The following is a 24,959-nucleotide window of genomic DNA, read 5'->3' on the forward strand; positions in this document are numbered from 1 at the left end:
ACGGCGCTAAAGCCGTTCACGCACGATCATTGCCCGAGAGGCGGGCTTTGCCTGTTCAGATATTCGGTGGACGGTGAAGCAGCGGGATCTGGCCCACGGTCTTGCTGTCGTCAAGGAAGGAACGGATGGAATTGACGACTGGTCCGCCAAGGGCGTCATGCGCAATCAGCACCGCCATGCCGAGACAGAAATCGTTGCAGCATTCCTGCTTCACGGGCTTTTTGACGCCGCTGTCGTGGTCTGCCGTATCCATATTATGGTGGTCGCTGGACATCATGGCCGAACCGCCATGGTCCATCATCGCGCGGTGATCCATCATCATGGCGGATTGGGTGGTCTGCATTTCCGCGGTATCGGGACCATGCATTGCGGCATTGACGGTGGAAACGCTGTATCCCGCCAGTGACAATATCATCACCAGTCGAAACAGCAGTGCCGTCAATTTCGATGTTCGCAACATCCCACGCATGCCCTGTAGAAGAGCCGCAGTCCTGAAGTTTGTCAATGGATATCGCTCATAACCATCAATAAATAGCACGTCTGCCGGTTCTTAAACCTCACACTGTCTCCATAAAGGCATCGTCGAGAATGAGGAGTTTACGTGCCTGCATGCGGGCATATTCCTCGTAAAAGCCCGTGGAGATCCAGAGAGCGGAACGCCCCTTCCGTCCGCTCCAGCCGATGCCGCCGATCAGTTCGGCCGCGCCAAGCTTGCGCCTGACATGGATTCGGGAAAGGGAGAGCGATGCCGCCAGTTGCGATGCTGTTTTCACATCCGTCAGGTGTCTGCCCTGTTCTGTCGGCTTTTCCCAGTCGATCCCGGCGATCAGGCGGTCCATCAGCAGCCCGCCCGCGTCGAACCAGTTGAAGATGCGCGCACTTCCGGCATTGCAGGCGAAAGTCGTCCACGCGCCGTTATGGCTAATCGAGCGATATGCGTCACATCGCGCACGGAATCGATGAGCCTGCTGTGTTCGCCGTTCAGCGCGTTGAAGAGCGCCCGGAACGGCCGGGAGAAGGCGGTCTTGTCGGCGTAACGCGTGGCGAACAGGTCATCGGCCGGTCGGCCAAGCATGACTTCGTCGTCGACGGGGATCTTGAGCATCTTGTAGTGAAAATCCGCCTCACCGCCCGGTATCGCGTCATAGGGCAAGTCCGAATAGTTGATGGTGAAATCACCACCGCTAACGGCATGGATCCTGTCTCGRCCGGCATGCAGCAACCCCGAACCCTTCACCTGCAAGCCAATGCAGAGGCTGTCGCCGGCAATGCGGGCAATATCGGCTTCCGTGCGGTTGACCCGGTAWGAGGAAGCGCGCATTTCGCTTACGACGGCGCCTGCAACAGAGCGCGCCTGAAACGACCCGCTGAAGGCCYGGCGGCGATCCGGCGCAAGCTCGATSGTTACGCCAAACAGGCTTTTGCCGCGCACTTCGCGCCATTGGTCGAAGCGGTGCTCGGGCYGAAAATCCTCGGTTGCGAAACGGATGATGGTGTTCGTGGCTTGCTCCCCCCAGAYGAGCCATGTCCCCCCGGCTTATTGTTCGGTTGCGCSAAACCCAAGATGGACGAGCGGATAGGGACGTCCCTGCCCGTCGAGGTCGGAGCGTCCCGTCGGCTTGAAMCCGAGCCGGCGATAAAAGCCCATGGCCTGCGTATTCTGTTCGTTGACATCGGTKGTCAGCGCGGGGTGTGTGGCAAGTGCTGCCTGCACGAGCGCCTTGCCGATGCCTCTGCCGTGATAATCCGGATCGATGAAAAGCGCTTCCATGTGCCCTTCATGCAGAAACATGAACCCGAGAGGCTTATCCGACGCATCGACGGCGAGCATCAAAGCGGCCTCGGGAAGAAAAGCCGTCACTTCTTCCTCGATTGCGGCGCGATCCGCTCTGTGAAGAAAATCATGGGTAKCGTCTACGGCCTTACGCCATATTTCAAGGATGCGGGCCGTGTCGCGAGCGTTGGCGGRACGAARTGTGATCATSCCTCACCYTTAGCAATTGCGGCGTTTTTGCGCCATGGGTCTTTTCCGCAAGGCGTTTTCCCACTCGCTAAATCCCCGCAGCCAAACGCCGCAGTCTTACCCCGCATATTTCTTCGACCTCCGGTGACTGACGTTTTTCTCGAAAAAAGTTCTTGCAAAAAGGTCCGATAAAAAAATAGATAAAAATAAGTTCTATCTATTTATTTGAAGGGAAAATCGCCGGATGGATCAGATTGTTATGGAAATTGAACAAAATCAGGCGCCAGTCCCCTCAATCAAAGTGGATTCTTCACTCGAAGAAGCAAAAATTATCTATAATTTACCATTTAATGACCTCCTGTTCCGGGCGCAGCAGGTGCATCGTCGCCATTTCGATGCCAACGCCATCCAGATGAGCCGGCTTTTATCGATCAAGACCGGCGGCTGCCCGGAGGATTGTGGTTATTGCAGCCAGTCCGCCCGCAATCCAACAGGTCTGAAGGCTTCCAAACTCATGGAGGTGGAGCGAGTTCTGGCAGAGGCGCGCAAGGCGAAAGAGGGCGGGGCGACGCGCTATTGCATGGGGGCGGCGTGGCGCAACCCTAAGGAGCGCGACATGGAGGCGGTGGTGGCCATGGTCGAAGGCGTCAAGTCGCTCGGCATGGAAACCTGCATGACACTCGGCATGCTGACGCCGGAACAATCCGAACGTCTCGCTCACGCCGGGCTAGATTACTACAATCACAACGTCGATACGTCGGAGCGGTTCTATTCGGAGATCATCACCACCCGCACCTTCGAGGATCGGCTGGAAACGCTCGCCAATGTTCGTGATGCCGGCATGAAGGTCTGCGCCGGCGGCATTCTCGGCATGGGAGAAACGGTCGAGGACCGTATTTCCATGCTGGTAACCCTTGCTAATCTGCCGGTTCCGCCGGAAAGCGTGCCGATCAACATGCTGATCCCGATCCCCGGCTCGAAGCTTGCCAAGGCCGCTCCGGTTGATCCGATCGACTTCGTCCGCACCATTGCGCTTGCGCGCATCCTCATGCCCCGTTCGCATGTGAGGCTTTCCGCCGGACGTACCGAAATGAGTGATGAGACGCAGGCGCTCTGTTTTCTGGCCGGGGCGAATTCCATCTTCGTCGGCGAGACGCTGCTGACGGCGGATAATCCGGGGGAAGATCACGATACGGCGCTGTTCCGGCGGCTGGGCCTGAAGCCGATGGCGTTGCAAACGGCGGAAGCGGGAGAGACCCGGTGAATTCGTCGGCGCTCTCCGCCTATGAGCTGAAGCTTGCCGGTCTGCACCGCAAGTCGCGCCTGCGGGCGCTAGCGCCCCGGCAGGGTATCGACTTCACCTCCAACGACTATCTCGGGCTTGCCGATGCACCCCGGCTGAAGGCGGCGATCACTGACGCAATCGAGAGCGGCGTGCCTGTGGGTGCCGGTGGTTCGCGGCTGCTTCGCGGCAACCATCCCGAACATGAGGCGCTTGAAACGGAGGCGGCGGTATTTTTCGGCGCTGAGAGGGCGATCTATTTCGGTAGCGGATTTGCCGCCAATGTCGCACTTTTTTCCGCACTGCCGCTGCGGGACGACCTCGTTCTCTACGATGCGCTGATCCATGCCAGCGTGCATGACGGCATTGCCGCCGGCAAGGCGAAGGCGGTCGCTGTGCCGCATAATCAGGTTGAGGCATTCGAACGGGAAATAAACCGATGGCGGCAGGCGGGCGGCAAAGGTCGCCCGTGGATCGCGGTGGAGAGCCTCTATTCCATGGATGGTGACCGGGCGCCGGTTGCGGCCCTTGCCGACCTCGCCGGGCGACATGGCGGCTTTCTCGTCGTCGATGAGGCGCATGCCACCGGCGTGTTCGGGCCGGGCGGGCGCGGCCTGGCCGCTGAACTGGAAGGTCGCGGTAATGTCGTGGCGCTGCACACCTGCGGCAAGGCGCTTGGTCTTTCCGGCGCGCTTATCAGTCTGCCTGCGGTTCTTGCCGATTACCTCACCAACCGCGCCCGCGGTTTCATCTATTCGACCGCGCCGTCACCGCTGATGGCGGCGGCTGTGCGGGAGGCCTTGCGGATCGTCGCCGACGAGCCCTGGCGGCGCATCCGTCTGGAAGAACTGATAAATTTGGCCAGCGAACAATTACGATCCGGGCTGGGCGTGACGCCCGGCGGCTCGCAGATATTGCCGGTGATGATTGGTGACAATGCGCGTGCACTGAAGATCGCCACGCGTATGCGAGACGGCGGCTTCGACGTGCGCGCTATCCGCCCGCCAACGGTGCCGGAAGGCACGGCACGCCTGCGCATATCCATTACGCTCAATGTCGAGGAAAGCCAGATCGCCGATATGGTCGGGCTGCTCGCCTTCGCCATGGAGGAGGAACGATGAGCCTCCGTTTCATCGTCTCGGGCACCGATACGGGTATCGGTAAGACGGTTTTTTCTGCGGCGCTTACTCACGCATTGCAAGCCCATTACTGGAAGCCGGTGCAATCCGGGCTCGAGGAAGAGACCGACAGCGAGGTGGTGGAGCGGATGGGTGGCGTGCCGCGCGCGCGCATCCTGCCGGAGGCCTATCGCCTGAAAATGCCGGCCTCACCGCATCTTTCGGCCCGCTTCGACAATGTCACGATCGAGCCCGAGCTTTTGCTGCCGCCGGAAACCGATGGGCCGCTGGTGATCGAAGGGGCGGGCGGTCTGCTGGTGCCGCTGACCGACACATTGCTGTTTGTCGATATTTTCGCCCGCTGGCGAATTCCGCTGATCCTGTGCGCCAGAACCTCACTCGGCACCATCAACCACACGCTGCTGTCGCTCGAGGCGCTGCGGCTGAGAGCCATTCCGGTGCACGGCGTGGTCTTCATCGGTGATGAGAACCGGGAAAATCAGCGCATTATCGCCGATATAGGCCGAGTTCGCTCGCTTGGCCGCTTGCCTCGCATACCGGAGATGACTGCCGAGGCGCTGCACGATGCATTCGCTCAACAATTCGATCTCGCTGATTTCCTGGAGGTGCCGGCATGAGCCGTTCCCGCGTCTGGCATCCTTTCACCCAGCACGGGCTGGAACCGCCGATGAAACGCATCGTCTCGGCGGAGGGCGCCTATCTGGTCGATGAGGATGGCCAGCGGTTGTTCGATGCAATTTCATCCTGGTGGGTCATCACTCACGGCCACCGGCACCCGGCAATCATGTCCGCCATCCGCGCAGCGACCGAGACCTTCGACCAGATCATTTTCGCCGAGTTTTCGCACGAGCCGGCCGAAACGCTGGCCAAAGGGCTGATCGAACTCGCGCCTGCCGGCTTGGAACATGTGTTTTATTCCGATAGCGGTTCGACCTCGGTGGAAGTGGCGCTGAAAATGGCGCTCGGTTATTTTCACAATTGCGGTGAAAAGCGAGATCGCATCGTGGTCATGGAGCACGGCTACCACGGTGATACGATCGGCGCCATGTCGACGGGCGAACGCGGCGTGTTCAATGCTGCGTATGAACCACTGCTATTCGGCGTCGACCGACTTGCTTTTCCGGAAGCGGATTGTGAGCAGGAGACGCTCGACATGTTCGAGAGCTTTTGTCGTTTGGGCCGAGTCGCCGCCTTGCTGATCGAGCCGCTTATTCTCGGTGCCGGTGGCATGAAGATTTACCGCGCGGAAGTTCTCGCCGGACTGAAACAAATTGCCGAACGCTACGGTTGCCTTGTCATCGCCGACGAGGTGATGACGGGCTGGGGCCGGACAGGAACCATGTTCGCCTGCGAGCAGGCGGGAGTTTCACCGGATATTCTGTGCACCTCCAAGGGGCTGACCGGTGGCTCCCTGCCGTTGGCAGCGACCTTGTGCAGTGGCGAAATCTTCGACGCGCACTTCTCGACCGATCGCCGCAAGACCTTTTTCCATTCGAGTTCCTACACCGCCAATCCGATTGCCTGCGCTGCCGCTGTCGCCAATCTGCAGGTTTGGCGCGATGAGCCAGTGGTACAGCGCATCGGTCAACTGCAAGAAGTGCTGCGCGACAATCTCGGGCGATTTGCGGATGACAGGCGCTTCACGAACATGCGCCAGATTGGAACCATCGCAGCGCTTGACCTCGTCGTGCCCTCTGGCGGTTATCTCGCGGAGGCGGGGCCACGCATGCGGCAATTGTTCCGCGAGCGCGGGCTCATCATCCGCCCGCTCGGCAATGTGCTCTATCTGATGCCGCCCTATTGTTCGACGGCGCAAGACCTCACCCGCGCCTTTGACGCCATGGACGAAGTGGCCTCGATCGTGACTGAAGCCGCTCCGGGAGAACCCGGCGCGGCCGCGATCAAAAACCGTCTCCGAAAGGCCTGACAATGCAGACCCGTTCTTCCCGCATGGCTGGCTTCGGGCATGCCGTGCCAGCGCGATGTGTCCGCAACGCCGAGATTGAGACGCGTCTTGGGCTGGAGGCTGGCTGGATAGAGCGTCGGACGGGGATCCGCACACGTTATTGGGCGCAAGAGGGCGAGACGCTGAGCGGCCTTGCCGAAAAAGCCGGCCGCATGGCACTGGAAAACGCGAGAATTGGCGCCGAGGATATCGCACTGACATTGCTTGCGACGTCCACGCCAGACCATCTTTTGCCGCCTTCGGCCCCGCTGCTTGCGCACCGGTTGGGCCTCACACAATCCGGGGCGATCGATCTTGCCGGGGCCTGTTCCGGTTTTCTTTATGCGCTCACTCTTGCGGATGGTTTTGTCCGCACCCACGGCCGCGCGGTGCTGGTTGTTGCCGCCAATATCTTGAGCCGTCGTATCAATCCGGCGGAAAGGGCAACTGCGGTTCTGTTCGCCGATGCTGCCGGCGCCGTCGTGCTTGTCCCCTGCCGGGATGCGCAGCGCGGCCTTTTGTCTGCCGATCTCGTTTCGGATGGGAGCGGTTACGACCTGATCCAGATCGCGGCGGGCGGCAGCAGCCAGCCTTTTTCCAATGATACAGAGGCTGAAGATACCCTTATGACGATGCGGGACGGCCGCGAGGTCTTTTCCCGTGCCGTCGCAACAATGACGCAGACCTCACAGCGCGCTCTGCAACGCGCAGAAATGACGGCCACCGATATCCAGCGGTTCGTGCCGCATCAGGCCAATGCCCGCATGTTCGATGCCGTCTGCGGCAATATCGGCATCGACCGGCAAAAGACGGTACGTACAGTCGAAACCTTCGGCAACTCTTCTGCCGCCACTATTCCGCTTTCGCTTTCCGTTTCCAATGCTGAGCGGCCCATCACGGAGGGTGAAACGCTGTTATTGACGGCGGCAGGGGCGGGGATGACTGGGGGGGCGGTGGTGTATCGAGGCTAAGGCCAGCTGGAGACGGAAATGTCTTAGTCGGATCGAGCCGCGCGCACAACGTTGGCAGATATAGGCAGAGCGCGGTGATGCAGCTCAAGTGCTCGAAACAATTTGATTTTGTTTGGAGAAATTTGGCTGGGGAACCTGGACTCGAACCAAGATTAACGGAGTCAGAGTCCGTCGTTCTACCATTGAACTATTCCCCAAAAGCCCGAAGCGGGTTACCGCGTTCGCTTTGGTGGGTCGTCATATAGATGATTTCTTGCGGGGCGCAAGTCGAAAAAATCGAAAAATGCGTTTTCGTCGCTCTTTTGCGTCTGTCTCCTGCGTCAGAGTCGCGCACGGGTGGAGCGTGGGGTGGAGAGCAGAAGGCTGGTCTCGCTGCCGGTAATGCCAGGGACAAGGCGGATACGGCGGAGCACCGCGTCGAAATCGCTGAGAGTGGCGGCGTTAAGTTCTACGATCAGGTCCCAGCGGCCGTTCGTGCTGTGGATTTCGGATATTTCCGGGAAACCGCCGAGAGTGCGGATGACGCGGTCCGTCACATGTCCTTCAATCTCGATCATCATGATGCCGCGGATCGCCGCCTCCACCGCATCGGCACGCAGGATGACGGTGTAACCGATGATAGTGCCGTCATTTTCCATTTTTTCGATGCGTGAGCGTACCGTTGCGCGCGAGGTTTCCGTCTCGATCGCCAGATCGGAAATGCTGCGTCTGCCGTTATGCCTCAAAAGGGTCACGAGCCGTTCGTCGAGATCATCCATTGGTAGCCATTCTGATAAATAGATTTGACCAAATCGATAGCCTATTTCGATAATATTGCCAATATTTGATGTTCATTCCGCCATGTCTGTGTGGTTTAGTGAGGTTATCGGTTGATGAAAGCGAGGGCTCAAATGGATATCAGGCTGATCGGTGCGCCGTTGCAAATCGGAGCCGGGCAATTGGGGTGTGAGATGGGGCCGAGTGCGTATCGCATCGCCGGTCTCACGCGGGCGCTCGAAGATCTGGGCCATCGGGTGGTGGATACCGGCAATGTGACGCCGGCGCCGCTGAGGGAGTTTAGCCACCCCAATCCGGCGGTGCATCATCTCGCTGAGACGGTGGCCTGGACCGAGGCGCTGACGGAGGCCGCCTATCGAGAAAGTGCTGCCGCCGTGCCGATCTTTCTTGGCGGCGACCACGCAATTTCCGCGGGAACCGTCGCCGGCATGGCGCGGCGGGTGGCGGAGAGTGGCCGGCCGTTTTTCGTGCTCTGGCTCGATGCCCATACTGATTACCACACGCTTGAAACGACGCGCAGCGGTAACCTGCATGGCACGCCGGTCGCCTATTTCAGTGGTCGCGACGGATTTTCGGGTTACTTTCCGCCGCTCTCCCATGCAGTTCCTGAGGAAAATATCGGCATGATCGGCATCCGCAGCGTCGATCCAGCCGAGAGAGCCGCACTGGAAGACAGCGGCATCACCGTTCACGACATGCGCTCGATAGACGAGCATGGTGTCGCGGTTCTGCTGCGCGCGTTCCTTGCGCGGGTGCAGGCGGCAAACGGCCTGTTGCATGTCAGTCTCGATGTCGATTTCCTCGAACCGTCGATCGCGCCTGCGGTCGGCACCACGGTTCCGGGTGGGGCGACGTTCCGTGAGGCGCATCTGGTGATGGAGATGCTGCATGATAGCGGGCTTGTGTGCAGTCTCGATCTCGTGGAGCTTAACCCGTTTCTCGATGAGCGCGGCAGGACGGCGACGCTGATGGTCGACCTGGCTGCCAGCCTGATGGGCAAGCGGGTTATGGACCGCCCGACGCGGGCCGGCTAAGGGGGATGATGCAATGACGATTATACCGAACCTTAATATCGTACCTTTCGTCAGCGTCGATCATATGATGAAACTCGTGCTGCGCGTGGGGATCGATACGTTTCTGCGCGAACTTGCCGACGTCGTGGAAGAGGATTTCCGCCGCTGGGAAAGTTTCGACAAGACGCCGCGCATCGCATCGCATTCCCAAGAGGGCGTCATCGAGCTGATGCCAACCAGTGATGGAACGCTGTATGGCTTCAAATATGTGAACGGCCATCCGAAAAACATGAAGGAGGGCCGCCAGACGGTGACTGCTTTTGGGGTGCTTTCCGATGTCGGCAACGGCTATCCACTGCTCCTGACCGAAATGACCATTCTGACGGCGCTGCGCACCGCTGCTACTTCGGCTGTCGCTGCAAAACACCTAGCCCGCAAAAATGCCCGCTCGATGGCCATCATCGGTAATGGCGCGCAGAGCGAGTTCCAGGCGCGGGCCTTCAAGGCTATTCTTGGCATCGACACGGTGCGGCTTTTCGATATCGACCGGACCGCCAGCGAAAAATGCGCCCGCAATCTTGTCGGGCAGGGCTTTACCATCGAAATTTGCGATAGTGCGCAGGGCGCAGTGGAAGGTGCAGATATCATCACCACCGTCACGGCTGACAAGCAATATGCGACAATCCTGACCGACAACATGGTTGGCCCCGGCATTCACATCAATGCCGTCGGCGGCGATTGTCCCGGCAAGACGGAACTGCACCGGGACATTCTGCTGCGGTCGGACATTTTTGTCGAATACCCACCGCAGACGCGCATCGAAGGTGAAATCCAGCAATTGCCAGCGGACTACCCYGTCACWGARCTATGGCAGGTCATATCGGGTGAAAAGCACGGGCGGGTAAACGACAGGCAGATCACGCTGTTCGACAGCGTCGGTTTCGCGACCGAGGATTTTTCGGCGCTGCGTTATGTGCGCTCGAAACTGGCCGCCACCGGGCTTTAYACGGARCTGGATCTGCTGGCCGATCCGGATGAGCCGCGCGACCTGTTTGGAATGCTGTTGCGCTGCGAGGCGGCTCTCGCCTGAGAGGACGTTCAACCGGAATGACGTCAGCCAGCCCGCCTGCGTTCCCTGCGGGCAACGGCATGTTCCCGCCAGATGGTGAAGAGACCGGCGGCGATCACGATTGCAGCACCCAGAACCATGTTGGATGTCACGACCTCGCCATAGATGGTGACGCCGATGATGGAGACGAGCACGAGCTGGTAATAGGAAAACGGCTGCACCGAGGCCGCATCCGCCAGCTCGAATGCCTTGATCAGGCAATAATGGCCGCTCATGCCGGTAATGCACAGCGCCAGCATCCAGCCCCAATCCTGGGGTGCAAGGCTAACCCAATAAAACGGACCCACCAGCGTCAGTGCTGCCGCACCGGCCACGCCGGTATAAAAGAAGCTCGTCATCGCTGAATCGCTCTTGCTGCCAAGGCGGGTCAGGACGCTGTAGAGCGCAAGCATGAAGGCGGCGATGAAAGTGATCAGCAGGCGGTTGTCGAACCCTTCGCCATCAGGTTTCAGAATGACGAGAACGCCGACGAAGCCGACAAAAATGGCGCACCAGCGCCGCCAGCCCACATGTTCGCCAAGCAACGGCACGGACAGTGCGGCGACGATCAGCGGCGCCGAAGCGAGGATGGAGTGGCTGTGCGCCAGCCCGACAACGGCGAAGGAGAAAATGGAAAAAACAATCTGCACGGCAAGAAGGACGCCGCGGCTGATCTGCAGCCACGGACGGTTTGCCATGACAGCGCCCCGAATGCCGCCAGAGGACCTTGCAGCCATCAACAAAACGAAGACGGCGAAGGCCCAGTATCGAAGCATGGCGACGAAGACGGGCGGATAAGAACYGCCAAGATGTTTGGATATGCCATCCTGCGCTGCAAAGATCGTGAATGCTATGAGCGCATAAAGATAACCGGTCTTGGGTGATGGCATAAATAAACCACTGTCCGGCTGTTGCCGGCAAAAAGAGGATTCGGCGTGAATAAGGTGAATAGCAGCCATATGGTCTGGCCGTATCTTGTCAGACAACCTTATTTTCCGAATAGCTGCCATGCAAGTCCGAAGACTGCCTCTGCCCGGTCAAGTTCACGGGTGGCGCCGATGCTGGCGRAAGCTTTGCGAATAGCTGTTTTCCTGTCCGCCATGCGTTAACGCACCGCGGACAGGATGTCGGTTACGGAGTGATTTCCGCGTCGATCAGCCGATCGTCACGGCCGCCTTCGAGGTGACGGATTTCAGCGCAGCGTCGGCCAGTTTCAATGCGATCAGCCCATCCTTGATGGAGGGTGACGGAGCTACATTGTTTTCGATGCAATCGATGAAAGCGGTAATTTCCGCCGCGTAGGCCGCCGTATAACGCGTCATGAAGAAATCATGCAGCGGCGGGCGGGTGTAGCCCTCAGCATTGGCGATCTCGATGGAGACCGGCCGCTGGTTCTCGGCCGCAGCCGAACCGAGCGAACCATGCACTTCGATACGCTGGTCATACCCATAGGTCGCGCGTCGCGAATTCGAAATGCTGGCTTGCCTGCCGCTTTTCGTCGTCAGAATGATGCTGGCGCTATCGAAATCGCCGAGTGCACCGATCTCCGGATTGACGAGAACGGAACCGGTGGCGAATACGCTTTCCACTTCCTCGCCGAGCAGGAACCGCGCCATGTCGAAATCATGAATAGTCATGTCACGGAAAATGCCGCCGGAAACCTTGATGTATTCGGCTGGCGGCGGGCCGGGATCGCGGCTGGTGATGGTCACCATTTCGACCTTGCCGATGCGGCCATCCTCGATTGCCTTGTGCACGGCCTGAAAATGCGGATCGAAACGCCGGTTGAAACCGAGCATCACCTTTGCACCGGTTTCCTCAACCACCTTGGCGCAGGCTTCCGCACGGGCCACATCCAGATCGACGGGTTTTTCGCAGAAGATGGCCTTGCCGGCACGGGCGAAACGCTCAATCAGATCGGCATGGGTGTTGGTCGGCGTGCAGATGATGACGGCRTCGATCGTCTTGTCAGCCAGAACCTCGTCGATTGTGCTGACCTTGCACTGCGCTTCGCGGGCGATTGCTTCCGCAGCACCGGCAACGGCGTCCACAACGGCCACCAGCTTCGCACGGCTGTCGGTGGTGATCGCCTTGGCGTGGACCTTGCCGATCCGTCCAGCGCCGAGCAGTGCCAATTTCGTAACCATCTTTCCTCCGGTTCCTCACACCCGTCTTCCACTCCCGGAAAGACAGAATATGAACGCAAACAATGTTTCGATATGGAATATATGTTCTATTTTGCTAGATCGACATCGGAGGCGTGTCAAGCGTTTTGACGACGGGCAGGGCAGCGGAAATCATCTCTTCGGGAGGTTGCGCAGCACGGGTGAGCGCTGCGTTGAGAAAGCGTTGAAACGGGAATAAAGTCCTGACCGGCAGTCAGTCGACAGAGGGTGCGAGGACCTCCTGTTGGGGAAGCGCATAAACCTCGACCGGGGTTTCAAGGCCGCGCAGAAGCCATGGGCCGAGATTGTCCAGCTTGTCCTCGTGTCCGGCCATACGGACAAATTCTTCGGAAAACAGGACGTTGCGGCCGGTTTCCTTGGTCAGGGTTTCAAGCCGTGATGCGATGTTCACGGCCGGACCGATGACGGTAAAATCGAGGCGGGTTTTCGAGCCGATATTGCCATACATGACATCGCCAACATGGACGCCGATGCCGTAACCCAGAGGGTCATGGCCTTTCTGGCAATTGATGTCGTTGAGGGCAACGAGACTTTTCTGTGCGCTGGCAATGGCTTTCAGCAGGTTTTCACAAGCCTGTGGATCGCTGAGCGGGAAAATCGCCAGCAGCCCATCGCCCATGAATTTCAGGATTTCACCACCGAATTCCTCGATCGGATCGCACATCGCGTCGAAATAACCGTTCAGCAATTCGATCACATCATCGCGCGGCCAGAGGTCGGAAATATGGGTGAAGTTGCGCAGGTCGCAGATCAGGATCGCCGCGCCGACCGTTATGCCGCTGCCGCGCGTCGTTGCGCCATTGAGGATTTTTTCGCCCGCATGCGGCCCGACATAGGTCTCCAGCAGGGTGCGCGTCATGCGGTTTTTCAGGCGAATTTCGCTGACCAGCGCGAGCGCCGGTAGCAGGTTTTTCAACGCAAGGACTTCCGCTTCCAAAAAGCCACCGGGCCGATCGCTGGAAAAAGTGGCGACATGGCGCTTGCCGAACGTATGTTCGATCGGCCAGGCGAAATAATCCGTCAGCCCGTCGGCGCGCAATTCCTCATAGATCGGATAAGCGGATGGCTCGATTTCGTCGCCGGTCAGCCGGTGGCGGATTTCGGTTGCGCCCTGATGGATGTCGTTGATGGGGCTGTTCAGATATTCGGGCGAGCTCTCCGCCCCATAGCCATAGGTGGTGATCTCGGCCGACGATATGCCGGCCTTCCACAGGATGCGCGCGCCAAGCCATTGCGGGTGACGAATGCGGAAGGCAAGTGCGCCCCGCGCTATGGAAATTCCACTTTCGCGCAACCTGCTACACAGCTCGAAGAATATCTCATCGATAAAGCGCTCGTCCTTTGTGCCGGTGACGAGCCAGTCGAGAATTTCCGTTTTCTCCGTTGGCCACAATTCATCCAATGCTGAAGAAACCCGTTCTTCGGTGTTAAGGCTGAGTGTCATGGCAGGATTCCGGAAATTATTGGTGCTCTCGCGCAGGCGGGCCACATGGCGAACATGTCCCGTGCGGACATCATGTGGTGCCGGATAACGGAAATGTTAAGAGAGCGGAGCGGAAAATGTTCCGGAGAGACTTGTAGCGTTCAAACCGYTACGCGCGCCGCCCGGATGTTGCGTGAACATCGTCCCCGGCGGCGCTGAGATTTGGTTCGGATCGTTGTGAACGATCAGATAACGGTTTCGACTGGAATATGCAGGGCGGCGGCAACGCGCCTGATGCGCAGAGGATCGCTGTCTGAGCCGTCTTCCARGGCGCGGATTTCATTGGCTGTCAGGCCGCAGGTGATGGCAAGCTGATCGACCGTATATCCGGCGAGATTGCGCGCCATCAGGACTTTTCGGGCGAAAGGAGCATCTGTTTCCTGATCGGAATCGAGTTGTGAGACTGAAATTGTCATTTTTTGCATCTCCCTCATGGTGGACACTTTAATGCGGATGGCAAAGAAAGGTTGCCGGAGCCGAATGCGACCGCGTTACCGGAGAAAAATCGTGTTGCAACGCAGCGAGAACATAGCCGCTTCATCCACCTACGCAATAGTTAAATTTTGTTAAGATTCGTGATCGCAGGATTCCTGCGGGATTCATCGCAGGAACAAGGGGTTGAGAAAAATACTATTTTTCCGGGGTTTAGGCGGATGAAGACTRGCGGCTTGTGCTAYAGCATGCCCCAGGCACGGAAGCGGCCGCGGCCCGTAACCTCCCTCAACTCCAGTTGATTGGCGAGCCCTATCGCGCCCTGCGGCGTGGTGCCGAGTTCCCTGACGATCATGGCCGCCGAAACCACCGGCCGGGAGACGACAAGCTCCACCAGCTCTGGAAGACGCGAAGACGAGCGTCGGCCGGCCAGCTTGCGCATCATGCGTTCTCTGGCGTGGGTCAGCCTGTCATGTTCCTTCATGCTGGCCAGCGCCGCCTCGTAAAAGCTGTCGAGAAGGGCGACTAGGCGTTGCGTCTGGTTTCTGGCGTGCCGGCGCTCGCGCGGGACGGCACGAAGACCAGCGCTGAGCGCCGGCAGGTGGTCGGGAGAGACAGCCCCGTCGCGCAGAAAAGCGGCGGCCATGAGCCTGCCGAGCCAGGGGCTGCGTTGCAGAACCTCGATCATATTCCAGGCATCCAGCAGGATTGCGGTGCGCAGGATYGGGGGCARCTCCTCCGTCTGGCCAAGGACCTGCCGCCATTCCTTCAGCCTTTCCTCCTCGTCCCARTCGGGATCGTTGATCATCGGATGGGCCTCYTCCCGATGTGTCACCGGCGCAAGGGTGGTGCCGGCGGTGATCGCGTCCAARGTCGCGGCGCTTCGCGCCAGAAGTGCGTCCAGCTCGGAAAAGGCCCCGTCCAGCGGTGTCTCGCCTTCTGCATCAGCCTCTTCGTTGCCGGAATGATCCACCGTTTCCGGGGCAAATGCCGTCGCGTCGGCGGCAATTCCCATTCTTCCGCGCAGACGGGAAAGGCCTGGTGCAGTGAAGGCCCAGCCTGGCGCGTTTGAAAAAATCAGCCGCCTTGAGCGGACGATCCGGTGCGCCGCCGTCATTTCATGGGTTGGCGCCCGCACATCCATATGGGCGTCATGCAGGACCAGATCTTCCATATGGACAAGTTCGCCATCAACCCACATGGAGGAAATCGCGTCGGTAAAGTCCTGCCTTTCGATGAAGCCGTGTTTCATCGGCGACCGGCTTATCCTCTCATCCAGTCGTGCCAGCGCTTCACCCGCGCGCGCGGCGGGGATGAGAAGCTTTTCGATATGGATGTCCGATGTATCGTAAATCATTGATATTTTTTAGTTTGAGCACGGCCGGGTGACAAGGCGTATTAGAATGGTCCGGCGCGGAAGATGGCGAGTAGACGCTGCCATTGCCATGCTGCGATGCGGCGTAAACTTGCGCATTGCAATATGGCGGGTATATACCCCCTCCGAGAGCGACAAATTATCACACCTTCCGTTCGCCCTTCCACCTCCAGGCGAGATGAATTGGAGTTTACCGTGAATATTATGGCAAATGGTCCCGCTACGGCACCGGATCAGAAAACCCGTTTGAAATCCATTATCGGCGGATCGGCGGGCAACCTCGTCGAATGGTACGACTGGTACGTTTATTCGGCCTTCACCCTTTATTTCGCGCCGGTGTTTTTCCCTTCCGGAAACCAGACCGCCGAATTGCTGAGCGCGGCCGCCGTTTTTGCCGTCGGATTTCTGATGCGGCCCATCGGTGCGTGGTTCATGGGAACCTATGCCGACCGCAAGGGCCGCAAGGCCGGCCTGACCTTGTCCGTTACCTTGATGTGCCTCGGCTCGCTGTTGATCGCAATTACACCCGGCCACGAGACGATCGGCATTGCAGCGCCTGCCATTCTGGTGTTTGCCCGCCTGCTGCAGGGCATCAGCGTCGGCGGTGAATATGGCGCCAGCGCGACCTATCTCAGCGAAATGGCCGGCAAGAACCGTCGCGGCTTTTTCTCCAGTTTCCAGTACGTGACGCTGATTTCCGGCCAGCTTCTGGCGCTGGCGGTGTTGCTGGTTCTGCAGCGGGTTCTGACACCCGAGCAGCTCGGCGCCTGGGGCTGGCGCATTCCCTTCTTCATCGGTGGCGTTCTTGCAATTGCGGTGTTTTACATCCGTCGCGGCCTTGCCGAGACGCAGTCCTTTGAAAATGCCAAGGCGGGCAACGCGGACAAGCCGAAATCGAGCGGATGGGCGCTKTTCAAGCAYTAYCCGCGGGAAGCGATGATGGTCATGGCGCTGACATCAGGCGGCACGCTCGCCTTTTACGCCTACACGACCTATCTGCAGAAATTCCTCGTCAATACCTCCGGCTTCAGCAAGGAAAGCGCGACCGAAATCACCACGGCAGCCCTCTTYGTCTTCATGCTGTGCCAGCCGATTGCCGGTGCRCTGTCGGACAAGGTGGGTCGCAAGCCGCTGATGGTCGGCTTCGGCATTCTTGGAACGCTGTTCACCTATCTCATCTTCACGACGCTGGCGACGACAACCGACCCGATCATGGCTTTCGCTCTCGTTCTGGTCGGCCTGTTGATCGTCACCGGCTACACTTCCATCAATGCGGTGGTGAAGGCGGAAATGTTCCCCGCCCACATCCGGGCGCTCGGTGTGGCTCTGCCCTACGCGCTGGCGAACACGATTTTCGGKGGAACGGCAGAATTCGTAGCCTTGAAGTTCAAGCAGATCGGCCACGAAAACTGGTTCTTCTGGTACGTTACGATCATGATTGCGCTGTCGCTGGTGGTTTATGTGAAGATGCGCGATACGCGCGACCATAGCCATATTCACGAGGATTGAGCGGCCACAATAATACCAGCGAAAGCCCCGCCCCCTGGCGGGGCTTTTTGTTTTCAGCGCATTCCGGCGTCTTCGACCGGAAGCACGATGCGGGCCTCAAAACCGTCCTGTCTGCCGGGTGCRGGGGAGGATAGCACGAGTTCGCCGCCAATCTGTTCCATCAGGCTTCTGACGATAGCGAGGCCAAGCCCGGTGCCATCAGCCTTGGACGGGCCTCGGACAAAGCGCGTCGTCAGTTTGGGAAGAAGCGCCTTGTCGATCGCCGCGCCGGAATTGACGATAAGGATCGTACCGTCCTCTTCGGCCAGTATGTGCACCGGGCTTTCCGSCGGACTGTGGATCAGGGCGTTTTCGAGTAGGTTGCGGATGATGATGCCGAAGGCATCCGTGCCCAGCTTGCAGTTCAGGCCGCCTTCGCAGCGATTCGTGAAGCGGATGCGGGACGTGCCGATCGCCGTTCTGCTCATATCGTCGATGATGAGCTCGAGAATGGGGATGAGGTCGGTCGCCGTGTCTGTTACCCCGATCCTTGCTTCCGCGCGCGACATCTGCAGCAGTTTTTCGGCGAGATGGCCGAGATGCATCAGGGCTTTCTCGATATTTTCCACGCGCGGTGCAAGTTCAGGCGGAATATCGGCGTGCAGCCGCTGCGCCTGCGCCAGCGCGCCGGCAATCGGCGTGCGCAATTCATGGGCGCTGTTGGCGGTGAACTCCCTTTCCGCTTCGATTGTCGATCGCAGCCGCCTCAGCAGCAGATTAACCGAGCGGGCAATCGGGTGAAGTTCAGCCGGAAACGGCAGGGTTTCCAGTGGCGCGAGATTGCCGCCGTCTTTTTTCCCGATCTCGTCGCGCAAGGTCTGTATCGGTTGCAGGGTTTTGCGCACCACGAAGATAACGGCAAAGATGCTGGCGGGGATAAGAATGAGAACGGGCAGCAAAATTGCAGTGCCGGCTTCCTCGATTGCCTCACGCCGGTTGGCGAAGGCATCTGCGACCTGAAGGAAGTAATTCCCGTCCGGTGTCGCCACCGTGTAGATGCGCTGGGTCGCCGTTTCAGAAAAACCGGGGTCGAGAGAGACCTCGAAAGGTTCGGTCGAACTGTCATGTGAATGAAGGACGACCTGTCCTTCCCGGTCGCGAACCTGATAGGTCAGATATTCCGCCGCATGTGCAGACTGGTTGAGTTTTTGCGAGGCGGGGCCCGTGTTGTTTTCCCTGAGATCGTCCACCAGCAGTGGCAGCAGTCTTTCGGCTGTTTCCTCAACGCCAGCGTCGAAAATTTCAGCGAACTCGTCCTGCATCACCATGACGCCYAACCCGCAGGCGATAAACCAGGATATGGCGACAACGCTCGTCAGCGCCGTGACGAGCTTGCGGGTCATGCTGGTTGGTCTGGCCATTTCTGTCTACCTGATGGTGTAGCCGACGCCGCGCACGGTCTCGACGCGGTCATGGCCGATCTTCTTGCGCAGCCGGCTGATATAAACCTCGACCGTATTGCTTTCTATTTCCGCGCCGAATTCATAGAGCGTGTCGTGCAGTTGAGATTTAGAGACGACCGCACCGGGATGCTCGACCAGCTTTTCCAGCACGGCCCATTCTCTGGCGCTGAGCGTTTGCGCTGTTCCGTCAACGACGATATTGCGCGCCACCTGGTTGATTTCGATGCCGGGCAGGCGAATGACGGGGGCGGAGCGCCCCTCGTAACGCCGCGAGACCGCCAGCATGCGTGCCGAAAGCTCGTTGAGATCGAAGGGCTTGACCAGATAGTCGTCCGCACCGGCATTCAGTCCGGCAATCCGGTCGGACACCTGGTCGTGCGCCGTCAGAATGATCACCGGCGTCGAGTCATCGCGRTTGCGCAGTGATTGCAAAAGGGTGATGCCATCGCCRTCCGGCAGCCGCATGTCGAGCAGGATGAGCCCGTARGCCATGGTCAGCGTCGCCGCCGTGGCGTCGTCGAGCAACTTAAACCAGTCRACGGCGTGGCCTGCCGCGGCGACATGGTCTCGCAGCGCCTCTCCCAGCACATGATCGTCTTCAACAAGCAGAACCCGCAAGACAGCTCCTTTATCGCGTCGTCTTGCGTATCGCTTTCACGGGATAAGCGTCAAGCACTGTATGTTCAGCTATTCTGGCGCTGGGTGCAGCCGCCGAACACGTCCTGCGCGGAATCGTAGACGGAGGTGGAGACGTTCATCATTCCAAGGATACTGTGGAAATAATTGTCGTGCGAGCGCCCGCCCTTTGCTGCGCCTTTTGCAAGGCATGCGCGATCCAGCCCCATTGATTTGGCGAAATCATCATCGAACCAGACGAGAAACGGCACATGGGTCTGCTGGTCGGGTGCCAGCAGATAGGGTGCGCCGTGCAGATAGACGCCGTTTTCGCCAAGCGATTCACCATGGTCCGAGGCGTAGATCATCCCCGTCGCCAGCGTGTTGGAGCGTGCCTTCAGCTTGTCGATCACGGTCGACAGGAAATGATCGGTGTAGAGAAGCGTGTTGTCATAGGAATTCACGATTTGCGCGTCCGTGCAATTGCCAAGCTCAGCGGTTCGACAGTCCGGGGTGAACTTCCGGAATTCGTCTGTGTAACGCAGATAGTAGGTCGGCCCATGGCTGCCCATCTGGTGCAACACGATGACACTGTCCTTCTTGACGTTATCGAGCCATGCGTCGAGCTTGTCGAAGAAGATATCGTCGCGGCATTCTCCGCCAGTGCAGAAGCGGGTGTCGTTGGTGGAAGGCAGGTCGAAAAAGGGAATGCGGTCGGCCACGTTCTTGCTGCCGGTGTTGTTGTCCAGCCAGGTTGCACCGACACCGGCATGGACAAGAACATCCATGACGTTCTCGTTGGCGAGCGCCTTGTTGTGGCTATACTCAGAACGCGGGAATTTCGAGAACATGCAGGGAATGGAAATCGCCGTCGCAGTGCCGCAGCTGGTTGTATTAGGGAAATAGATCACGTCGCGCTTTGCCAGTTCCGGGTTGGTGTCGCGCCCATAGCCGTTCAGGGAAAAGTTCGCAGCGCGCGCGGTCTCACCAGCCACGATGACGGTGATGCGTGGCTTGTGGATGCCACCCAGCGCCGGCAGGATTTTCGCATCCTTGCCGATCGGGCTCACCTGTATGTCAGCTTCCTTTTCCGCCTGCGTCAGATAGTGAATGGTGGATATGATCGGCGACAAGGGATTGACGCTTTTGACGATATCCTTGTGCTGGCGCACGGCGGTGGTGAATGTTTTGGAATTCGCAAAGCTGATGATGCCGGCAACGGTGAGGCAGATCAGGATGCTGACGGTGTTCCACAGCAACTTGTCGATGATCGGCCGATGCCGAACCCGGACGGCGGCGATGACGAGCGACGGCACCAGCCCATAGATCGTCAGATGCCAGAAAAGGCCAGGTGTCATCAGATTGCCCGCTTCCGCGCGCGTGGTCTCCACGGCGTTGCGGATCATGTCGCTGTCGATGATGATGCCGTAGCGGTCCATGAACCATGAAGCCGCCGCGGCCGCGAATATCAGCAAGATAAGAAACGGCTTGATGAGATATTTGGCGGAAAAAATGGTGATGAGCGCACCGAAAAGCGCCGCTATGGCGACATAAAGCGCGACGATGGCAACCGGATAGGCGGAAAGATAGGTGTGAACCTTCGACCAGAATGTCTGGTTCGTGAAAAACAGCAGATAGGCCGCCGTCAGCAGGCTGAGCGGCACGCTGCCGATCTCCGGACGATACGTTATTGTTCCCGTCGCTTTCGCGGTAAAAAGAGCCACTGCCAGATCCACCAGATTTCCGATAGGCCGGCGGCAACGAAAAAGGGGCGGGAACGCCGCTGTCCAAGCTGCCGCATGGGCCGATCAATGGCGGATGCTTCATTTTGCTGACATCAACCTGAAAGCTTGTCATGAAAGTGTCACACTCCTTGGTGGGCTTCTGGCGAGGGCTGCGTTTCAGATCGAGGAGATCAGCCGGCGATGGAGCGCTCAATTGAGCCCCAGAATGCCTGTGGCGGTGGTGCGGGTTGCAAATATGCGGGTGGCCCTGACCGGCAGCAGGCTGCCTGCGGGCAGGTTCTGGAAGGTCACCGTCGCGCCGGAAAGCAGGGTCAGGCAGAGATGACCACCATTGCCCACATAGATGGCGCGCGTGGGGGAAGGAAGCGGGTTCGTATCATCAGGAACAACCTCGAAAGCATGGGATGCCGGGGATTCGAGGCCTGCGGCGTGGTGTTCGTAAGTCTCAGCCATTGCTGTCTCCCGTAAATCGAAATCTGCCGCGATTATACGGTGCGCCGCGGCTGCGGGGAAAAGCGGGAACAGAAAATATCCGGACGGGATTTAGGCCTTGCTTCCGGTTTGCCGAAAAGAGCGCCATTCTTTCCGTAATCTCATGTGGTTGCGTCGCTTGGCCTGTTGCCACCGATGCCGCGGAAACGGACGATGACGGGTTTTTCGTCCACGGGATCGGCAGCCGGGTCGTGGATATTCAGCGCATGGGCGGGTGCGGTCGCGTCAATTGCGGGTATGGAGAATGAAGGCCCTGACGGCGGGAGAGGCTTCCGTTTTCCGGTGGGCGATGGCGAGGTCGGAAGTCGTGGCGCTTGCTGCAAGCGGCACGTAGCGCACGCCGGGCAACCGCAGACAATCGAGCGAGCGCGGCACCAGCGCCACACCGAGGCCGATCGCCACCATGCTGGTAATGGTGGTGTAATCCCGGCCTTCCGGGCTTATCGTTGGCTGGAACCCGGCCTCGTTGCAGGCTTCTATCGTATTGTAATGAAAGCCGACATCCGGCGGCTGCCGCGGTGTGATGAAGGTCTCGTCGGCAAGGTTCTTGAGGTCGACCTGCAGCGCAAAGGCCAGGGGATGGTTTTCAGGAAGTGCGGCCACCAGCGGTTCGCGCAGAACCACATGGGTTGTGACACCTTCCGGAACGGGCGCAGGCGGGCGGATGAAGGCAAAATCCAGATTTCCGTCGGCGATCTTGGCGAGTTGCAGCCGCATCTCCATCTCGATCAGTTGCAGTTCCACATCGGGATGAGAGGCGCGGAAACTGGCGATGGACTGGATCATCAGGCCGGAATAGGCGGCCGAAGCGACATAACCGATGGAGATGCGGCCCGTCTCGCCGCGATCGACGCGTTTAAGCGCCGCAAGTGTCGCCTCGGCATTGGCGAGAATTTTGCGGGCATCCTCATAAAGAAGCTGGCCAGGCGTGGTGAGCTTCACCGATCGCCGTGTCCGGTCAAGCAACGGCATGCCGACGATCTGCTCGAGCGCCATGATCTGCTGGCTCAAACCCGGCTGGGCAATGCCGAGGCGGGCGGCGGCGCGCTCGAAATTGCGCTCATCCACCAGCGTGGTGAAATAGCGCAGGTGCCGCAGCTCGAACGCGTCCGCCCGGTTTGCCGGTTTCCTGCCCATCATCACTGCCTTTCCTGACGGATTTGAATAATTCCAAGCTATTATCCGTAAGAATTTTCATAATCAGTAGTTCTGAAAAAATCCAGTTTCACTTATTGGATCACAATCCGCTCCTTGCGTAATAAGATGACTTAAATTCTCCAGAAAAATAACCGTCTCATGGCGGCGCGGTTGATGAAGGGTCTTGGCGTGCAGGGAAAATCTAAACACATTTCCATTCTGGCGGGCGGTTGCGCTGCCATCGCCTATGTGGCGTTCGTGACCTCCGGCGTTGCCCTTGCGCAGGAAGCCGGAACGACGGTGCTGCAGACCATCACCGTGGACGGCGCGAAAAATCAGGACTCCAAGGCGCCGGTGAAGGGCTATGTGGCAAAAACCAGCGCCAGCGCCACCAAGACGGGGCGATCCCTGATCGAGACGCCGCAATCGGTTTCCGTCATCACCAGGGATCAAATGGATGCGCAGAATGTCCGTAATCTCAGCGAGGTGCTGAATTATGTGCCTGGCGTCGTCGCGCAGCCGTTTGGGGCGGATCCACGTTTCGATGCGCCGCGCATTCGCGGCTTTCAGGGTAACCAGCTGCAGTTCCTCAACAGTCTGCGGCTGATGCGCACGGCCGGTGCGCCGTCTTATGAGGTCTACGGTCTGGAGCGGGTGGAAGTCATTCGCGGGCCGGCCTCGGTGCTTTACGGTCAGGGTAATCCCGGTGGCCTCATCAATCTCATCAGCAAGCGGCCGACTTTCGAGCGTTTCGGCGAAGTCGGAGCGCAGATCGGCAGCTTCGATTATTACCAATCGATGTTCGATATTGGTGGGCCGGTCGCGGATAGCGACAGTTTTGCCTATCGCCTGACCGGCCTTGCCCGCAACGCCCATCTTCAGACGGACAATCTGCAGAACGATCGTTATTTCATCGCCCCGGCGCTGACATGGCAGCCCGACGAGGATACGAAACTGACGGTTCTCGCCTCCTATCAGCACGACAATCCGAGTTCGCCGTCTGGCCTGCCGCCGGCGCTGACCTATCTGAGACCAGGCAATATGCTGGACCGCAGCTTTTATGTCGGCGATCCCTCTTTCGATACCTCAAGCCGCAAGTTCACTAATATCGGCTATGAGTTCGAGCACCGTTTCGACGAGACCTTCACCTTCCGGCAGAATGCGCGTTATTCCAATTTCGACTGGTCCTACCGCGCGCTCGGCATGTCTTCGACCAGCGGCGGCATGATCGGCAATCTCATCCGCCGCAATGCGACGTTCCAGGATGAATTGCTGAACACCTTCAACATCGACAACAGCCTGCAGGCGGAGTTCTCCACGGGACCAGTCGACCACACCCTGCTTGTCGGGCTGGATTACCGCTATTTCGACAATAACGTCAAAACCGAATTCTGGGCCGCAACGCCGCTCAATCCCGTCAATCCTGTTTATGGCGGGCCAATTAGTCTCACCTCGCGCACGCTTTATGCCGATGTGAAGACGGATATTTCCCAGATCGGTCTTTATGCGCAGGACGAGATGGCCTTTGAGAACTGGCGGGTCACCGCCGGTCTGCGGCAGGATTGGGCAAGCACCGGCGGCACGACGTTCAACGGAACGACCTACCGCACTCTCGACAAGGACGACCATAAGCTGACGGGCCGTGTCGGGGTCAGCTATCTCTTCGATGGCGGCATCGCGCCGTATGTCAGCTACGCGACCTCCTTCGAGCCCGTGCCGCAGCCGGCTGTCGGTGATGCGCCGAAACCGACCACGGGCGAACAATGGGAAGCGGGCATCAAATATCAGCCCGAGGGCTTTGACGGTTTCTTTTCCGCGGCGATCTACGATCTGAAACAGAAGAACGTCACGACGACGGTGGGCGGGGTGACGCAGCAGATGGACGAGGCGCATGTGAGAGGCCTCGAACTGGAAGGCGTCGCAAGCCTTGCAGACGGGCTCGACCTGCGGGCGGCCTATACCTACATGGACAGCGAGGTCTCCGGCCGTGTGAACAACGGCAAGGAGCTGGATAGTACGCCCCGGCACGCCGCCAGCCTCTGGCTCGACTACACCTTCCCGGAAGATACGGCGCTTGAAGGTTTCGGCATCGGCGGCGGTGTCCGTTATGTCGGAAAACGTTATGGCGATGCGGCCAATGCCTTCGAAATGAAGGGCCTCGCCCTGCTCGATCTCGGCGTGCATTACGAGAAGAACGGCTACCGCGCCTCGCTTCTGGTGCAAAACTTGACTGATAAAGAATATATTTCTAGTTGCTCCACTTTCGGATGCTATTACGGTGACGGCAGAACCGTTATGGGCAAGCTGACCTACCGTTGGTAACGCCATATTAAAGTGAAGCAGCA

The 24,959-nt window shown here is 58.9% G+C and carries 22 protein-coding genes, 1 tRNA gene and 2 pseudogenes; 9 read left to right on the forward strand and 16 right to left on the reverse strand.

Annotated features, from left to right (window positions below; translation table 11 throughout):
* Positions 1-55: 55 nt before the first annotated feature.
* The 4 genes and pseudogenes from AB4Z23_RS21655 to AB4Z23_RS21670 form a co-directional block, all read right to left on the reverse strand.
* Positions 56-469, reverse strand: a complete 414-nt coding sequence (locus AB4Z23_RS21655; protein ID WP_035199873.1) for a hypothetical protein — start codon at positions 467-469, stop codon at positions 56-58.
* A gap of 88 nt (positions 470-557) precedes the next feature.
* A pseudogene (locus AB4Z23_RS21660) lies at positions 558-875 on the reverse strand (hypothetical protein); the annotation flags it as partial.
* Positions 869-1,432 (reverse strand): annotated as a pseudogene (locus tag AB4Z23_RS21665) (AraC family ligand binding domain-containing protein); the annotation flags it as partial. The pseudogenes AB4Z23_RS21665 and AB4Z23_RS21660, both read right to left, overlap by 7 nt.
* A gap of 105 nt (positions 1,433-1,537) precedes the next feature.
* A complete protein-coding gene (locus AB4Z23_RS21670; RefSeq protein ID WP_441360759.1) occupies positions 1,538-1,984 on the reverse strand; it encodes an acetyltransferase in 447 nt (148 codons plus the stop codon).
* 238 nt (positions 1,985-2,222) lie between these two features.
* Here AB4Z23_RS21670 and bioB point away from each other — a divergent pair, with 238 nt between their 5' ends.
* The 5 genes from bioB to AB4Z23_RS21695 are packed head-to-tail and all read left to right on the forward strand — an operon-like array spanning position 2,223 to position 7,300.
* On the forward strand, positions 2,223-3,227 hold the full coding sequence (gene bioB / locus AB4Z23_RS21675) for a biotin synthase BioB (protein WP_376940448.1): 1,005 nt from the start codon (positions 2,223-2,225) through the stop codon (positions 3,225-3,227).
* Complete coding sequence (locus AB4Z23_RS21680) at positions 3,224-4,366, forward strand: 8-amino-7-oxononanoate synthase (protein ID WP_035199877.1); 1,143 nt, start codon at positions 3,224-3,226, stop codon at positions 4,364-4,366. The genes bioB and AB4Z23_RS21680 overlap by 4 nt, the downstream gene beginning before the upstream one ends.
* A complete protein-coding gene (bioD, locus tag AB4Z23_RS21685) occupies positions 4,363-5,001 on the forward strand; it encodes a dethiobiotin synthase (protein ID WP_035199880.1) in 639 nt (212 codons plus the stop codon). Before AB4Z23_RS21680 ends, bioD begins: the two co-directional genes overlap by 4 nt.
* Positions 4,998-6,311: an adenosylmethionine--8-amino-7-oxononanoate transaminase gene (locus AB4Z23_RS21690; protein ID WP_035199882.1), complete on the forward strand. Its 1,314-nt coding sequence runs from the start codon at positions 4,998-5,000 to the stop codon at positions 6,309-6,311. The genes bioD and AB4Z23_RS21690 overlap by 4 nt, the downstream gene beginning before the upstream one ends.
* A 2-nt stretch (positions 6,312-6,313) precedes the next feature.
* Entirely contained in the window at positions 6,314-7,300 is a 987-nt protein-coding gene (locus tag AB4Z23_RS21695; RefSeq protein ID WP_026330989.1) for a beta-ketoacyl-ACP synthase III, read from the forward strand.
* Between the two features lie 123 nt (positions 7,301-7,423).
* Here the strand turns inward: AB4Z23_RS21695 and AB4Z23_RS21700 are convergent.
* Both AB4Z23_RS21700 and AB4Z23_RS21705 read right to left on the reverse strand, forming a co-directional pair.
* Positions 7,424-7,497, reverse strand: a tRNA-Gln gene (locus AB4Z23_RS21700).
* Positions 7,498-7,620: 123 nt separating this feature from the next.
* Positions 7,621-8,058, reverse strand: coding sequence for an Lrp/AsnC family transcriptional regulator (locus AB4Z23_RS21705; RefSeq protein ID WP_004431612.1), 438 nt, complete (start codon positions 8,056-8,058; stop codon positions 7,621-7,623).
* A 132-nt stretch (positions 8,059-8,190) separates the two neighbouring features.
* Between AB4Z23_RS21705 and rocF the strand changes: the two genes are divergently transcribed.
* Positions 8,191-9,111, forward strand: a complete 921-nt coding sequence (rocF, locus tag AB4Z23_RS21710; protein WP_025595246.1) for an arginase — start codon at positions 8,191-8,193, stop codon at positions 9,109-9,111.
* A gap of 13 nt (positions 9,112-9,124) precedes the next feature.
* Positions 9,125-10,180 (forward strand): ornithine cyclodeaminase, encoded by a 1,056-nt coding sequence (locus AB4Z23_RS21715; RefSeq protein ID WP_035199886.1) that lies wholly within the window; start codon positions 9,125-9,127, stop codon positions 10,178-10,180.
* A gap of 23 nt (positions 10,181-10,203) precedes the next feature.
* Here AB4Z23_RS21715 and AB4Z23_RS21720 read toward each other — a convergent pair whose 3' ends face one another.
* The 5 genes from AB4Z23_RS21720 to AB4Z23_RS21740 all read right to left on the reverse strand — a co-directional run bounded on the left by AB4Z23_RS21720 (position 10,204) and on the right by AB4Z23_RS21740 (position 15,656).
* Positions 10,204-11,088 carry a DMT family transporter gene (locus AB4Z23_RS21720; RefSeq protein ID WP_441360760.1) on the reverse strand — a complete coding sequence of 295 codons (885 nt, stop codon included), beginning with the start codon at positions 11,086-11,088 and terminating at the stop codon, positions 10,204-10,206.
* Positions 11,089-11,352: 264 nt separating this feature from the next.
* Entirely contained in the window at positions 11,353-12,345 is a 993-nt protein-coding gene (gene iolG / locus AB4Z23_RS21725; RefSeq protein WP_004431628.1) for an inositol 2-dehydrogenase, read from the reverse strand.
* Between the two features lie 232 nt (positions 12,346-12,577).
* Positions 12,578-13,828: an adenylate/guanylate cyclase domain-containing protein gene (locus AB4Z23_RS21730; protein ID WP_035199889.1), complete on the reverse strand. Its 1,251-nt coding sequence runs from the start codon at positions 13,826-13,828 to the stop codon at positions 12,578-12,580.
* A 224-nt stretch (positions 13,829-14,052) separates the two neighbouring features.
* On the reverse strand, positions 14,053-14,283 hold the full coding sequence (locus tag AB4Z23_RS21735) for a helix-turn-helix domain-containing protein (RefSeq protein WP_004431634.1): 231 nt from the start codon (positions 14,281-14,283) through the stop codon (positions 14,053-14,055).
* A gap of 257 nt (positions 14,284-14,540) precedes the next feature.
* Complete coding sequence (locus tag AB4Z23_RS21740; protein WP_035199890.1) at positions 14,541-15,656, reverse strand: RHE_PE00001 family protein; 1,116 nt, start codon at positions 15,654-15,656, stop codon at positions 14,541-14,543.
* A gap of 222 nt (positions 15,657-15,878) precedes the next feature.
* On the opposite strand from AB4Z23_RS21740, the gene AB4Z23_RS21745 reads away from it, so the two are divergent.
* Positions 15,879-17,183 carry an MFS transporter gene (locus AB4Z23_RS21745; RefSeq protein WP_004431639.1) on the forward strand — a complete coding sequence of 435 codons (1,305 nt, stop codon included), beginning with the start codon at positions 15,879-15,881 and terminating at the stop codon, positions 17,181-17,183.
* A gap of 53 nt (positions 17,184-17,236) precedes the next feature.
* Here the strand turns inward: AB4Z23_RS21745 and AB4Z23_RS21750 are convergent, their stop codons facing one another.
* The 5 genes from AB4Z23_RS21750 to AB4Z23_RS21770 all read right to left on the reverse strand — a co-directional run bounded on the left by AB4Z23_RS21750 (position 17,237) and on the right by AB4Z23_RS21770 (position 22,617).
* Positions 17,237-18,583 (reverse strand): sensor histidine kinase, encoded by a 1,347-nt coding sequence (locus tag AB4Z23_RS21750; protein ID WP_441360761.1) that lies wholly within the window; start codon positions 18,581-18,583, stop codon positions 17,237-17,239.
* A gap of 6 nt (positions 18,584-18,589) precedes the next feature.
* The gene (locus AB4Z23_RS21755) at positions 18,590-19,243 is read right to left on the reverse strand and encodes a response regulator transcription factor (RefSeq protein WP_004431644.1); all 654 of its coding nucleotides are present in this window, start codon (positions 19,241-19,243) and stop codon (positions 18,590-18,592) included.
* A gap of 65 nt (positions 19,244-19,308) precedes the next feature.
* Positions 19,309-20,976 (reverse strand): phosphoethanolamine transferase, encoded by a 1,668-nt coding sequence (locus AB4Z23_RS21760; protein WP_035199896.1) that lies wholly within the window; start codon positions 20,974-20,976, stop codon positions 19,309-19,311.
* A gap of 198 nt (positions 20,977-21,174) precedes the next feature.
* A complete protein-coding gene (locus tag AB4Z23_RS21765; RefSeq protein ID WP_003508451.1) occupies positions 21,175-21,438 on the reverse strand; it encodes a spike base protein, RCAP_Rcc01079 family in 264 nt (87 codons plus the stop codon).
* Between the two features lie 264 nt (positions 21,439-21,702).
* Positions 21,703-22,617, reverse strand: coding sequence for a LysR family transcriptional regulator (locus AB4Z23_RS21770; RefSeq protein WP_004431656.1), 915 nt, complete (start codon positions 22,615-22,617; stop codon positions 21,703-21,705).
* A 156-nt stretch (positions 22,618-22,773) separates the two neighbouring features.
* On the opposite strand from AB4Z23_RS21770, the gene AB4Z23_RS21775 reads away from it, so the two are divergent.
* Positions 22,774-24,936 (forward strand): TonB-dependent siderophore receptor, encoded by a 2,163-nt coding sequence (locus AB4Z23_RS21775; protein ID WP_004431660.1) that lies wholly within the window; start codon positions 22,774-22,776, stop codon positions 24,934-24,936.
* The last annotated feature ends 23 nt before the right edge of the window (positions 24,937-24,959 follow it).

Origin of the sequence: Agrobacterium sp. MCAB5 (genome assembly GCF_052114365.1) — a bacterium.
GTDB lineage: Bacteria > Pseudomonadota > Alphaproteobacteria > Rhizobiales > Rhizobiaceae > Agrobacterium > Agrobacterium tumefaciens.